Consider the following 12308-nt stretch of genomic DNA (forward strand, 5'->3'; position numbering starts at 1 on the left):
TCACCCCCGCTTGGGCCGCGCCCGCACGTGCATCCGCTCCCCCTGCGGCCCGAACAGGCTGAGGAACTCCACGGGCCCCTCCCCCGTCGACCCGAACCAGTGCGGCACCCGCGTGTCGAACTCGGCCGCCTCCCCCGCCGCCAGCACCACGTCGTGCTCGCCGAGCACCAGGCGCAGCCTCCCGGAGAGCACGTACAGCCACTCGTAGCCCTCGTGGGTGCGCGGTTCGGGTTCGAGCCTCCGCTTCGGTTCCAGCACCTTGTACGCCTGGAGGCCGCCGGGCTGGCGGGTGAGCGGCCAGTGGGTGCGGCCGTAGCGCCGGATCGGCTCGGACGCGCGGATGCGCGGATCGCCGACCGGCGGCGCGCCGACCAGTTCGTCCAGCGGCACCTGGTGGGCCTGCGCGATCGGCAGCAGCAGCTCCAGACTGGGTTTGCGCAGTCCGGACTCCAGCCGGGAGAGGGTGCTCACGGAGATGCCGGTCGCCTCGGACAGTGCCGCGAGGGTCACCTCCCGCTCCTTCCTGATCCGCCGCAGCCGGGGGCCCACTTCCGCGAGAACGTCGTCCGTAGTCATACCGGTATTGCAGGTTCGGCAAAGTCATTTGTCAATGTGGCAGTGGCCGGGGAACCCTCGTGGTGGAGGTGGTCACCATGAACGAGACATTCGGAAGCGGGACGTACGACGTGGTCGTCGTCGGAGGCGGGGCGGCGGGACTCTCCGCCGCGCTGGTGCTCGGCCGGGCCCGGCACCGCACCCTGGTCGTCGACGCGGGCGAGCCGCGCAACGCGCCCTCGTCGCACATGCAGGGCTATCTGTCCCGGGACGGGATGGCGCCGGCCGAGTTCCTGGCGCTGGGCCGGGAGGAGATCGCGCGCTACGGCGTGGAACTCGTCCGGGACCGGGTCACGGACGTCGCCAAGGACGGGGAGGACTTCACCGTCGTACTCGACGCGGGACCGGCCGTACGGGCCCGGCGGCTGATCGTCGCCACCGGGCTGAAGGACGAGATGCCGGCGGTCCCCGGGGTCGCCGAGCGCTTCGGGCGGGACGTGCTGCACTGCCCGTTCTGCCACGGCTGGGAGGTGCGCGACGAGCCGTTCGGGGTGCTCGCGTCGAGCGCGTCGAGCGTGCACCAGGCGCTGATGGTGTCCCAGTGGTCGAAGGACGTCACCTTCTTCCTGCACGAGGTCGCCGAGGAGGAACTGTCCGACCAGGACCTGCGCCGGCTGGCCGTCGCCGGGGTCGCGGTGGTGCCCGGTGCGGTCGCGGAGCTGGTGGTCGAGGACGACCGGCTCACCGGGGTGCGGCTGGCCGACGGCACCGCCCACGCCCGCTCCGTGCTCTTCGTCGGGCCGCGCCCGGTGCCTCGTACGTCCTTGCTGGAGGCGCTGGGCGCCGAGATGAACGAGACCCCCTTCGGCACGTACCCGGTGATCGACTCGACCGGCCTGACCACGGTGCCCGGGGTCTGGGCGGCGGGCAACACGATCGGCTTCTCCGAGCAGGTGGTGCACGCGGCGAGCGGTGGTTACCGCGCGGCGGCCGCGATCGTCGGGGACCTGCTGATGACCGATCTGGACGCCGCGGTGAACGGGTAGCCGCCGGACGGCCGGGGTGTGGAACACCCGCCCCCGGAGCACTATGACTGCATGCTGCTGTCCCGGCTGGCCCGTGTGTCCCAGGAGGTCGCCGCCGCCCCGGCGCGGTCCCGGAAGATCGAGCTGCTCGCCGAGCTGTTCCGGGAGGCGGAGGCGGAGGACGTGCCGGTCGTCATCCCGTATCTGGCCGGCCGGCTGCCGCAGGGCCGCATCGGGGTCGGCTGGAAGGTGCTGAGCCGTCCGGTCGCCCCCGCCGCCGAGCCGTCCCTGACGGTGCGCGAGGTCGACGCGCGGCTCACCGCGCTCGGCGAGGTGTCCGGCCCGGGATCGCAGGCGGAGCGGGCCCGGCTGGTCGGCGAGCTGCTGGGCGCGTCCACCGAGGAGGAGCAGCGGTTCCTGTCCGGGCTGCTCACCGGCGAGGTCCGGCAGGGCGCCCTGGACGCGGTCGCGGTGGAGGGGCTGGCGCGGGCGACGGGGGCGCCGCCGGCCGATGTGCGGCGGGCGGTGATGCTGGCCGGCTCGCTCCGGTCGGTGGCCGGGGCGCTGCTGGCGGACGGCCCCGGGGCGCTGGATCGGTTCCGGCTGACCGTGGGCCGGCCGGTGCTGCCGATGCTGGCGCACAGCGCCTCCTCGGTCGCGGAGGCGGTGGAGAAGCTGGGGGCCTGCGCGGTCGAGGAGAAGCTGGACGGCATCCGCGTCCAGGTGCACCGCGACGGGGACACCGTGCGCGTGCACACCCGCACCCTCGACGACATCACCGACCGGCTGCCGGAAGTGACGGCGGCGGCGCGGGAGCTGCGGGGCGAGCGGTTCATCCTGGACGGGGAGGTCATCTCCTTCGACGAGGACGGCCGCCCCCGCTCGTTCCAGGAGACCGCCGGACGGGTCGGCTCCCGGGTGGACGTGGCCACGGCCGCACGGGAGGTCCCCGTCTCCCCCGTCTTCTTCGACGTGCTCTCCGTCGACGGCCGCGACCTGCTGGACCTGCCGTTCACCGAGCGCCACGCGGAGCTGGCCCGGCTGGTCCCGGAGCCCATGCGGGTGCGCCGCACCCTGGTGTCGGGTCCCGTGGACCTGGGCGCGGCGGAGGGGTTCCTCGCCGAGACGCTGGAGCACGGCCACGAGGGCGTCGTGGCCAAGGGCCTGGACGCCCCCTACAGCGCGGGCCGGCGCGGCGCGTCCTGGCTGAAGGTCAAGCCCGTCCACACGCTCGACCTGGTGGTGCTGGCCGCCGAGTGGGGCCACGGCCGCCGCACCGGGAAGCTCTCCAACCTGCACCTGGGCGCCCGCACCGCCGACGGCGGCTTCGCCATGCTCGGCAAGACCTTCAAGGGCCTGACCGACGCGATGCTGACCTGGCAGACCGAGCGGCTGCGGGAGCTGGCGGTCGACGAGAGCGGCTACGTCGTGACGGTGCGCCCCGAACTCGTCGTGGAGATCGCCTACGACGGCCTCCAGCGCTCCACCCGCTACCCGGCCGGCGTCGCCCTCCGCTTCGCCCGCGTGATCCGCTACCGCGAGGACAAGCGCCCCGAGGAGGCGGACACGGTGGAGACCCTGCTCGCCGCGCACCCCGGGGTACGGCCGTGAGGGGCGCCCGGAGCGCCGGACTGCTGTTGTTCCGGCACACCGGTCAGGGCGTCGAGGTGTTGCTCGGTCATATGGGCGGCCCGTTCTTCGCCCGGCGGGACAGCGGGGCGTGGACCGTGCCGAAGGGCGAGTACGACCCCGGTGAGCCGGCCTGGGAGGCGGCGCGCCGCGAGTTCCGGGAGGAGCTGGGGCTGCCGCCGCCGGACGGGGAGGCGCTGCCGCTCGGGGAGGTCCGGCAGTCCGGCGGGAAGACCGTCACGGCCTGGGCGGTGGAGGCGGACCTCGACCCGGCGGCGGTCGTCCCGGGCACGTTCGAGATGGAGTGGCCGCCCGGGTCGGGGCGGGTCCGGGAGTTCCCGGAGCTGGACCGGGTGGCGTGGTTCCCCCTGGACCGGGCCCGTGAGGTGATCGTCGGTGCGCAGACCGCGTTTCTCGACCGCCTGGCGGAGCACTCGCCCTGAGGAGACCTCCCCGCGTTGCGCCGCCCACCACCGCGCGGGAAGGTCAAGAAGCACAGCCCGCCCCAGGGAGGTCAGCGATGCACATCGCCACGGTGAACCCGGCGAACGGCGAGACGGTCAAGACGTACCACCCCATGGACGAGGAGGAGATCGGGCACCGGATCCAGCTCGCGGAGGCCACGTTCCGGACGTACCGGACGACGACCTTCGCCGAGCGTGCGCGTCTGATGCACCGGGCCGCCGAGATCCTCGACGAGGATCAGGAGACCATCGGCCGGGTGATCACCACGGAGATGGGCAAGCCGGTCAAGCAGGCCCGCGCGGAGGCCGCGAAGTGTGCCAAGGCGATGCACTGGTACGCCGATCACGCGGCGGAACTCCTCGCCGACGAGGAACCCGACGCCTCCGACGTGAAGGACTCCGGCGCCTCCCGGGTCCTGGTGCGCTACCGGCCGCTGGGCCCGGTGCTCGCCGTGATGCCGTGGAACTTCCCGCTGTGGCAGGTGGTGCGGTTCGCCGCGCCCGCGCTGATGGCGGGCAACGTGGGCCTGCTCAAGCACGCCTCGAACGTGCCGCAGACCGCCCTGTACCTGGAGGACCTGTTCCACCGCGCGGGCTTCACCGAGGGCTGTTTCCAGACCCTGCTGATCGGCTCCGCCGCGGTCGACGACCTCCTGCGGGACGAGCGGGTGAAGGCGGCCACCCTCACCGGCAGCGAGCCCGCGGGCCGCGCGGTCGCCGCCACCTCCGGGGAGATGATCAAGAAGACGGTGCTGGAGCTGGGCGGCAGCGACCCGTACGTGGTCATGCCCTCCGCCGACCTGGACCGGGCCGCCGAGGTGGCGGTCACCGCGCGGACGCAGAACACGGGGCAGTCCTGCATCGCCGCCAAGCGGTTCATCGTGCACACGGACGTCTACGACGCCTTCGCCGAACGCTTCGTCGCGGGCATGAGGGCGCTGAAGGTCGGCGACCCGATGGACGAGGAGACCGACGTCGGCCCCCTCTCCAGCGAGAAGGGCCGCAGCGACCTGGAGGAACTGGTCGACGACGCCGTCCGCGCGGGCGCCACCGTGCTGTGCGGCGGCGAGCGCCCCGACGGGCCAGGCTGGTTCTACCCGCCGACCGTCCTGGCCGGCATCGGCCGGGAGATGCGCATCCACCGCGAGGAGGCCTTCGGCCCGGTCGCCACGCTCTACCGCGCGGCGGACGTCGACGAGGCGGTCCTGATCGCCAACGACACCGACTTCGGCCTGAGTTCCAACGTCTGGACCCGCGACGAGGCCGAGGTCGACCGGTTCGTACGCGATCTGGAGGCCGGCAGTGTGTACGTGAACGGGATGACGGCGTCCCATCCGGCGTTCCCGTTCGGCGGGGTGAAGCGGTCGGGGTACGGGCGTGAGCTGTCCGGGCACGGAATCCGCGAGTTCTGCAACATCACCACGGTTTGGCAGGGTGCGTGATGTCCGCGCGGCTACGATCCCGACTGTGAACCGCGAAGTGACTCTGCCTCTGATCGTCGACGACCGCGGGACCCTGCAGGTGGCCGCCGCCGATGTCAGCAGGCTGCTGCGTACGGTGGGCGGGCGGTGGGTCCGGCTCGTCGAGGCGGGGGAGGACGGGCTCGACGAGGACACGGTCGCTGCGCTGACGATCGAGCTGGCGAAGCTTGCCGATCGGATCGACGTGGCGTGTATTGCCCATAGCAGTGGGGGTCCGCCGTAGCTCCGCGGGTTCAGCGCCGGGTGCGGGTCTGTCGTGGTTTCTCGCGCAGTTCCCCGCGCCCCTGGGTGTGCTGTCCGAGCGTTGCCCAGAACTTCGCCTCGTACGCCTGGAGCAGACGGGCGTAGTCGCGGGCGCGGTTCTCGTCGAGGCGGCCCTCGTCAAGGGCGGTCCGCACTGCCTCCGTGGCTGCTTCGTCCAGGGCCGGGGCCGGTTCGGCGAAGAAGTCGAAGAAGGCGCAGGCTTCGTCCGTGAAGCCGTAGTGGGTGCGCAGGGCCTTCGCGATCGTCGCGCAGTAGCCGCCCCAGGCCGAGAAGTTCGTCGTCAGGGCCAGCACCACGTCCGGCGGTTCGGCGTTCAGGGCCAGCCAGGCCACGTACGCGGGATAGGACTGGCAGCCCGGCAGGGGCTCGTACGCGTCCGCCCGCTTCTCGTCCACGTCGCACGCGGCCGTGAACGTCTTCAGGTGCTCCGCCGCCAGGGCCTCGCCCTCGGCCAGGGCGGTGAAGTACGCGGCCGACTCCGGATCGGCCCGCTCCGCCAGGTGCAGGAAGGCGCGGCGGTCCGCCGGGATCACCCGGCGCTGCTCCAGGGCGAGCGCGGCCAGGACGGCCCGGTCGGCCTCGCCGCGGGCGATCAGGGGGACCAGGGGGTTGGACCCCGGGTCGGGGGCGAGTTCCCTGGTGGTCGTCTCCAGCAGTTCCCGGGCGGTGCGTGTCATCGCGTCCTCCGTCGCGTCGGTCACGCACGAGCCTTTCCCGGGAGCGGGGCAGGGGTAACCCGGCGGTGCCGTCCGCACCGCCGGGTCGTCCGGGTGGCCGGTCTCAGCGGATGGGCATACCCGACAGGGTGCGGGCGATCACCAGGCGCTGGATCTCGCTCGTGCCTTCGAAAATGGTGTAGATGGCGGCGTCGCGGTGCATGCGCTCCACCGGGTACTCGCGGGTGTAGCCGTTGCCGCCGAGGATCTGTACGGCCTGGGCGGTGACCTTCTTGGCGGTCTCGCTGGCGAACAGCTTGGACATCGAGCCCTCGGCCGCCGTGAACGGCTTGCCGTTGATCGCCATCCAGGAGGCGCGCCACACCAGCAGGCGGGCGGCGTCGATCTGCGTGCGCATGTCGGCGAGCTGGAAGGCGACGCCCTGGTTGTCGATGATCGGGCGGCCGAACTGCTCGCGCGTGGTCGCGTAGTCGAGGGCGACCTCGTACGCCGCGCGGGCGGTGCCCACCGCCATGGCGCCGACGGCGGGCCGGGACGCCTCGAAGGTGGCCATGGCGGCGTTCTTCACGCGCTCACCGCCCTGCTTCGCCTTCTCGCGGGCGCGGGCGAGGCGTTCGTCCAGCTTCTCCTTGCCGCCGAGCAGGCAGGAGCCGGGGACGCGCACGTCGTCCAGGATGACCTCGGCGGTGTGCGAGGCGCGGATGCCGTGCTTCTTGAACTTCTGGCCCTGGGAGCAGCCCGGCGTGTTCGGCGGGATGATGAAGGAGGCGTGGCCCTTGGATCCGAGGTCCGGGTCGACGACCGCGACCACGACGTGGACGTTGGCGATGCCGCCGTTGGTGGCCCAGGTCTTGGTGCCGTTGATCACCCACTCGTCCTTGGCCTCGTCGTACACCGCGCGGGTGCGCATCGAGGCCACGTCGGAGCCGGCGTCGGGCTCGGAGGAGCAGAACGCGGCGACCTTGACGTCGTTGGCGTCGCCGTACATCTGGGGGATCCAGGTGCCGATCTGCTCCTCGGTGCCGTTGGCGAGGACGCCGACGGCGGCCAGGCCGGTGCCGACGATCGACAGGGCGATGCCGGCGTCGCCCCAGAAGAGCTCCTCCATGGCCATCGGGATGCCGAGGCCGGTCGCATCGAAGTACTGCTGGGCGTAGAAGTCCAGGGAGTAGATGCCGACCTTGGCGGCCTCCTGGATGACCGGCCAGGGAGTCTCCTCACGCTCGTCCCATTCGGCGGCCGCGGGGCGGATCACATCGGCGGCGAAGCCGTGCAGCCAGTCCCGGACCTCCTTCTGTTCGTCGTTGAGCTCCATGGTGAACTCGGCCATGACCCCTCCAGCGGCGCACATGCATGTTACTTGCGGTAACGCCGAGTCTGTTACCGGTGGGTAGGAAAAGTCAACTCCTCTGGACCGGTCGGTATCCCGTTCGATGACCGAGGCGCCGTCAGTGTTACTTTGCGCAGGCGTCACCGAATCAGCACGGGTGGGGAGAGCTCATGAACACCACACAGCGGACCGATCAGCAGCGGTCCGCGGACCGACGCCGGCGCGAGCTGCTGGAGGCCGCCGACCGGGTGGTGCTGCGCGACGGCCCGGGGGCCTCGATGAACGCGATCGCCGCCGAGGCCGGCATCACCAAGCCGATCCTCTACCGGCACTTCGGTGACAAGGGAGGACTCTACGCCGCCCTGGCCAAGCGGCACACCGACGCCCTGCTGGACTCGCTGCGGGCCGCGCTGGACGCCCCGGCGGACCGGCGCGAACGGGTCGAGGCCACCCTGGACACCTACCTCTCGGCGATCGAGGCGCGGCCCCAGGTGTACCGGTTCCTGATGCACCCGGCGGAGGGGTCGCAGAGCGACCAGGGCTTCGACGTCGGCAAGCACTCGGCGCCGCTGCTGCGCCGGATGGGCGAGGAGCTGGCCCAGGTCATCGGGGACCGGCTGGACCTCGGACCGGACGGCCGGCGGCTGGCCCGGGTGTGGGGGCACGGCATCGTCGGCATGATGCACGCGGCGGGCGACTGGTGGCTCGGCGAACGGCCCTGCTCGCGGGCGGAGCTGGTGCGGAGCCTGGCCGATCTGCTGTGGGGACGTCTGGCGGCCGCGGGGGACAAGGTGGGAGGTCCGGGGTTCTGACCGCCGCGGGCCACGTGCGGACGCGTCCACGTCCGGGCGCGCGCGGGCGGCGGAGCCGCACAGCGGCGCGGCCCCCGCTCCCGGGGGTTCAGCCCCCCCGGCGCCAAGAGGCCCGGGCCACCCGCCGCATCAGTCTCCGGTGCCGCCATCCCGTCAGGCGGTCGGCGTAGACCCGGCCCTCCAGGTGGTCGCACTCGTGCTGCAGGCACCGGGCGAAGAACCCGGTGCCGTGGACGGTGACCGGCTCGCCGGTCACCGTGAAGCCCTCGACGACCGCGTGGTCGTACCGCTCGGTCCCCGCCTCCAGGCCGGGCAGGGACAGACAGCCCTCGGGGCCGCGCACCACCACCCCGTCCGTCCCGGTCAGCCGCGGGTTCACCACATGGCCCAGGTGGCGGACGTCCTCGTCGTCCGGGCAGTCGTAGACGAACACCCTGAGCGGCTCGCCGATCTGGTTGGCGGCCAGGCCCACGCCCTGCGCCGCGTACATCGTGGCGAACAGATCGTCCACCAGACGGGCGAGCCGCGGGCCGAAGTCGGTGACCTCCCGGCAGGGCGCGTGCAGCACCGGGTCGCCGAACAGGGTGAGGGGCCGCACACGTCCGTGGACGCCGGGCAGGGAGCCTTGTCGCATGACCGTCAGAGTACGGTCCTTGCAGCAACGCCCGTCTCACGATGGTGCCGCGGTTCTGGAGTGCGAATGGATCTCGATAGGCTGAGGTCCCACCACGTGGCCGTCAGGCACAGACGCGGCGCGTACGCAAGGAGGATCGAGAACTGATGGCAGGCAACTCGGACCCGCTCACGCCGCGGGCCAAGCTGGCCGTGACCGCGGGCAAGGCGGTCGCGGCGGCATCCCGCGCCGCCGGACGCGGCAGCGGTTCGGTGATCGGTGGCCGGGTGGCACTCAAACTCGACCCCGATCTCCTCGCCCGGCTCGCGCAGCACCTGGACGTGACCCTGGTCTCGGCGACCAACGGCAAGACCACCACCACCCGGCTCATCGCCGAGGCCCTCAAGGCCGCCGGCCCGGTCGTCTCCAACGCGCTCGGCGCCAACATGCCGGCCGGCATCACCTCGGCGCTGGCCGGCGGCTCGGATGCCAGGTTCGGCGTCATCGAGGTCGACGAGAAGTACCTCGCGGGCGTCGCCCGGGACACCGACCCCAAGTGCATCGCGCTGCTCAACCTCTCCCGCGACCAGCTGGACCGCGCCGCCGAGACCCGCATGCTCGCGGAGAACTGGCGCGAGGGCCTGGCCGGCTCCAAGGCCGTGATCGTCGCCAACGCCGACGACCCGCTGGTGGTGTGGGCCGCGTCCTCCTCCCCCAACGTCATCTGGGTCGCCGCCGGCCAGATGTGGAAGGACGACGCCTGGTCCTGCCCGTCCTGCGGCGGTGTGATGCAGCGCCCGGGCGACGACTGGTTCTGCGGCGAGTGCGGCTTCCGGCGGCCCACCCCGAGCTGGGCGCTCTCCGGCGACCACGTGCTCGACCCGCACGGCTCCGCCTGGCCGATCCACCTTCAGCTGCCGGGCCGCGCCAACAAGGCCAACGCCGCGAGCTCCGCAGCCGTCGCCGCCGTCTTCGGGGTGCCGCCGCAGGTCGCCCTGGAGCGCATGTACCAGGTGCAGGCCGTGGCCGGCCGCTACGATGTCGTGCAGTTCGAGGGCCGTGATCTGCGCCTGCTGCTCGCCAAGAACCCCGCGGGCTGGCTGGAGACGTTCTCGCTGATCGACCCGCCGCCCACGCCGGTGATCCTCTCGGTGAACGCGCGTTCCGCCGACGGCACCGACACCTCCTGGCTGTGGGACGTCGACTACACCCGGCTGACCGGCCACCCGATCTGCGTCATCGGCGACCGGAAGCTGGACCTCGCGGTGCGTCTGGAGGTGGCGAACCAGCAGTTCCAGGTCTGCGACAACCTCGACCAGGCGGTGCAGCTCTGCCCGCCCGGCCGGATCGAGGTCATCGCCAACTACACCGCGTTCCAGGACCTGCGCCGCCGCGTCGGCAACTGACCAACGACACCTCAGGGGACTTGACAGTGAGCGACAACCAGCTGCGGGTGGTGTGGATCTACCCGGACCTGCTCAGCACCTACGGCGACCAGGGCAACGTCCTCGTCGTGGAGCGCCGGGCCCGGCAGCGCGGCCTGGACGTGGCACGGCTCGACGTGCGCAGCGACCAGCCGATCCCGACCTCCGGCGACATCTACCTGATCGGCGGCGGCGAGGACCGTCCGCAGCGGCTGGCCGCCGAGCGGCTGCGCCGGGACGCCGGTCTGCACCGGGCCGTGGAGAACGGCGCCATCGTGTTCTCGGTGTGCGCCGGCTACCAGATCCTCGGCCACGAGTTCATCAACGACCTCGGCCAGCGCGAGCCCGGCCTCGGCCTGCTCGACGTGGTCTCGGTCCGCGGTGAGGGTGCCCGGTGCGTCGGCGACGTGCTCGGTGACGTCAACCCGCAGCTGGGGCTGCCCCCGCTGACCGGGTTCGAGAACCACCAGGGCGTCACCCACCTGGGACCCACGGCCCGCCCGCTCGCCCAGGTGCGCTTCGGCAACGGCAACGGCACCGGGGACGGCACGGAGGGCGCGTTCAACGAGACCGTCTTCGGCACGTACATGCACGGTCCGGTGCTGGCCCGCAACCCGCAGATCGCGGACCTGCTGCTGAAGCTGGCGCTCGACGTCAACGCGCTGCCGCCGACCGACGACCGGTGGTACGAGGCGCTGCGCAACGAGCGCATCTCGGCGGCGCAGCAGCCCGCCTGAGAAGGTCCGCGGACCCGCGTCCGCGGACCGCGGCACCTGGGCGTCGGACGGGCGTCAACGGCCCGTCTGACGGCAGGTCCGCACAGGTGAGCGGGGTCGTCCAGCAGGCGGACGCCAGGTGCGGCCCCGCCCCCCGAAACCGCTAGGGTGGCGGGGATCGAGCCGGACAACGCGGTCCGGTCCCGGCCCACTTCGAGAAGGTTGTTTCGGGCTATGCGCATTGGTGTCCTCACGTCCGGCGGCGACTGCCCCGGCCTGAACGCCGTCATCCGGTCCGTCGTGCACCGTGCCGTCGTCGACCACGGCGACGAGGTCATCGGCTTCCGGGACGGCTGGAAGGGCCTCCTGGAGTGCGACTACCTCAAGCTCGACCTCGACGCGGTGAGCGGCATCCTCGCCCGCGGCGGCACGATCCTCGGCTCCTCCCGGGTGCGTCCCGAGCACCTGCGGGACGGCGTGGAGCGGGCCAAGGGCCACGTCCGGGAGCTCGGCCTCGACGCGATCATCCCGATCGGCGGTGAGGGCACGCTGAAGGCCGCCCGGCTGCTGTCGGACAACGGCCTGCCGATAGTGGGCGTGCCGAAGACCATCGACAACGACATCGCCGTCACCGACGTCACCTTCGGCTTCGACACGGCCGTCGGCGTGGCGACCGAGGCCCTGGACCGGCTGAAGACCACCGCCGAGTCGCACCAGCGAGTGCTGATCGTCGAGGTCATGGGCCGGCACACGGGCTGGATCGCGCTGCACTCCGGCATGGCGGCCGGCGCTCACGCCGTCGTCGTGCCCGAGCGGCCCTTCGACATCGACGAGCTGACCGCGAAGGTCGGCGCGCGGTTCTCGGCCGGCAAGCGGTTCGCGATCGTGGTCGCCGCCGAGGGGGCCAAGCCGAAGGCCGGGACCATGGACTTCGACGAGGGCGGCAAGGACGTCTACGGCCACGAGCGGTTCGCCGGGATCGCCCGGCAGCTCTCCCTGGAGCTGGAGGCGCGGCTCGGCAAGGAGGCGCGGCCGGTGATCCTCGGGCACGTCCAGCGGGGCGGGACGCCCACGGCGTACGACCGGGTGCTGGCCACACGGTTCGGGTGGCACGCGGTGGAGGCGGTGCACCGCGGGGAGTTCGGGCGGATGACCGCGCTGCGGGGGACGGACATCGTGATGGTTTCGCTCGCCGAGGCGGTCGAGACGCTGAAGACGGTGCCGGAGGAACGGTACGCGGAAGCGGAGTGCGTGCTGTGAGCCCGCGGCGCCGGTGAGAGCCCGGCCCGCCGCGGACCGCGGGCCGTAGGCGCATTGC

At 72.4% G+C, this 12308-nt stretch carries 13 protein-coding genes; 9 read left to right on the top strand and 4 right to left on the bottom strand.

Features of this window, described 5'->3' with window-relative positions:
- On the bottom strand, positions 1 to 576 hold the full coding sequence (locus ACH5AO_RS02065; RefSeq protein ID WP_398920795.1) for a helix-turn-helix domain-containing protein: 576 nt from the start codon (positions 574 to 576) through the stop codon (positions 1 to 3).
- A 77-nt stretch (positions 577 to 653) separates the two neighbouring features.
- Between ACH5AO_RS02065 and ACH5AO_RS02070 the strand changes: the two genes are divergently transcribed.
- The 5 genes from ACH5AO_RS02070 (at position 654) to ACH5AO_RS02090 (ending at position 5377) form a co-directional block, all read left to right on the top strand.
- On the top strand, positions 654 to 1601 hold the full coding sequence (locus tag ACH5AO_RS02070; protein WP_398920797.1) for an NAD(P)/FAD-dependent oxidoreductase: 948 nt from the start codon (positions 654 to 656) through the stop codon (positions 1599 to 1601).
- Positions 1602 to 1652: 51 nt separating this feature from the next.
- Entirely contained in the window at positions 1653 to 3191 is a 1539-nt protein-coding gene (locus tag ACH5AO_RS02075) for an ATP-dependent DNA ligase (protein WP_398920799.1), read from the top strand.
- Positions 3188 to 3652, top strand: a complete 465-nt coding sequence (locus tag ACH5AO_RS02080) for an NUDIX domain-containing protein (RefSeq protein ID WP_398920801.1) — start codon at positions 3188 to 3190, stop codon at positions 3650 to 3652. Before ACH5AO_RS02075 ends, ACH5AO_RS02080 begins: the two co-directional genes overlap by 4 nt.
- Before the next feature lie 77 nt (positions 3653 to 3729).
- Positions 3730 to 5115, top strand: a complete 1386-nt coding sequence (locus tag ACH5AO_RS02085; protein WP_398920803.1) for an NADP-dependent succinic semialdehyde dehydrogenase — start codon at positions 3730 to 3732, stop codon at positions 5113 to 5115.
- 25 nt (positions 5116 to 5140) lie between these two features.
- Positions 5141 to 5377 (top strand): DUF6213 family protein, encoded by a 237-nt coding sequence (locus ACH5AO_RS02090; protein WP_398920805.1) that lies wholly within the window; start codon positions 5141 to 5143, stop codon positions 5375 to 5377.
- Between the two features lie 10 nt (positions 5378 to 5387).
- On the opposite strand, the gene ACH5AO_RS02095 is transcribed toward ACH5AO_RS02090, so the two are convergent.
- Together ACH5AO_RS02095 and ACH5AO_RS02100 are read right to left on the bottom strand one after the other, a co-directional pair.
- On the bottom strand, positions 5388 to 6095 hold the full coding sequence (locus ACH5AO_RS02095; RefSeq protein ID WP_398920807.1) for a transcriptional regulator: 708 nt from the start codon (positions 6093 to 6095) through the stop codon (positions 5388 to 5390).
- Positions 6096 to 6198: 103 nt separating this feature from the next.
- Positions 6199 to 7425 (bottom strand): acyl-CoA dehydrogenase family protein, encoded by a 1227-nt coding sequence (locus tag ACH5AO_RS02100; protein WP_398920810.1) that lies wholly within the window; start codon positions 7423 to 7425, stop codon positions 6199 to 6201.
- A 170-nt stretch (positions 7426 to 7595) separates the two neighbouring features.
- On the opposite strand from ACH5AO_RS02100, the gene ACH5AO_RS02105 reads away from it, so the two are divergent.
- Positions 7596 to 8237: a TetR family transcriptional regulator gene (locus tag ACH5AO_RS02105; protein ID WP_398920813.1), complete on the top strand. Its 642-nt coding sequence runs from the start codon at positions 7596 to 7598 to the stop codon at positions 8235 to 8237.
- 88 nt (positions 8238 to 8325) lie between these two features.
- On the opposite strand, the gene def is transcribed toward ACH5AO_RS02105, so the two are convergent.
- Positions 8326 to 8871, bottom strand: coding sequence for a peptide deformylase (gene def, locus ACH5AO_RS02110; RefSeq protein ID WP_398920815.1), 546 nt, complete (start codon positions 8869 to 8871; stop codon positions 8326 to 8328).
- A gap of 146 nt (positions 8872 to 9017) precedes the next feature.
- On the opposite strand from def, the gene ACH5AO_RS02115 reads away from it, so the two are divergent.
- From ACH5AO_RS02115 to ACH5AO_RS02125, 3 genes are all read left to right on the top strand, one after another.
- Positions 9018 to 10256 carry a MurT ligase domain-containing protein gene (locus tag ACH5AO_RS02115; protein ID WP_398920817.1) on the top strand — a complete coding sequence of 413 codons (1239 nt, stop codon included), beginning with the start codon at positions 9018 to 9020 and terminating at the stop codon, positions 10254 to 10256.
- 26 nt (positions 10257 to 10282) lie between these two features.
- Positions 10283 to 11011 carry a type 1 glutamine amidotransferase gene (locus ACH5AO_RS02120; protein ID WP_398920819.1) on the top strand — a complete coding sequence of 243 codons (729 nt, stop codon included), beginning with the start codon at positions 10283 to 10285 and terminating at the stop codon, positions 11009 to 11011.
- A gap of 213 nt (positions 11012 to 11224) precedes the next feature.
- The gene (locus ACH5AO_RS02125) at positions 11225 to 12250 is read left to right on the top strand and encodes a 6-phosphofructokinase (protein ID WP_398920821.1); all 1026 of its coding nucleotides are present in this window, start codon (positions 11225 to 11227) and stop codon (positions 12248 to 12250) included.
- Positions 12251 to 12308: the final 58 nt, after the last annotated feature.

It is taken from the genome of Streptomyces sp. NPDC018964 (assembly GCF_044390325.1).
GTDB lineage: Bacteria > Actinomycetota > Actinomycetes > Streptomycetales > Streptomycetaceae > Streptomyces.

Excerpts from the sequence above, each read along its gene's own strand:
- ACH5AO_RS02115 (WP_398920817.1), top strand. The coding sequence starts at position 9,018 with ATGGCAGGCAACTCGGACCCGCTCACGCCGCGGGCCAAGCTGGCCGTG.
- ACH5AO_RS02070 (WP_398920797.1), top strand. The coding sequence starts at position 654 with ATGAACGAGACATTCGGAAGCGGGACGTACGACGTGGTCGTCGTCGGA.
- def (WP_398920815.1), bottom strand. The coding sequence starts at position 8,871 with ATGCGACAAGGCTCCCTGCCCGGCGTCCACGGACGTGTGCGGCCCCTC.
- ACH5AO_RS02085 (WP_398920803.1), top strand. The coding sequence starts at position 3,730 with ATGCACATCGCCACGGTGAACCCGGCGAACGGCGAGACGGTCAAGACG.
- ACH5AO_RS02065 (WP_398920795.1), bottom strand. The coding sequence starts at position 576 with ATGACTACGGACGACGTTCTCGCGGAAGTGGGCCCCCGGCTGCGGCGG.
- ACH5AO_RS02100 (WP_398920810.1), bottom strand. The coding sequence starts at position 7,425 with ATGGCCGAGTTCACCATGGAGCTCAACGACGAACAGAAGGAGGTCCGG.
- ACH5AO_RS02075 (WP_398920799.1), top strand. The coding sequence starts at position 1,653 with ATGCTGCTGTCCCGGCTGGCCCGTGTGTCCCAGGAGGTCGCCGCCGCC.
- ACH5AO_RS02125 (WP_398920821.1), top strand. The coding sequence starts at position 11,225 with ATGCGCATTGGTGTCCTCACGTCCGGCGGCGACTGCCCCGGCCTGAAC.
- ACH5AO_RS02095 (WP_398920807.1), bottom strand. The coding sequence starts at position 6,095 with ATGACACGCACCGCCCGGGAACTGCTGGAGACGACCACCAGGGAACTC.
- ACH5AO_RS02105 (WP_398920813.1), top strand. The coding sequence starts at position 7,596 with ATGAACACCACACAGCGGACCGATCAGCAGCGGTCCGCGGACCGACGC.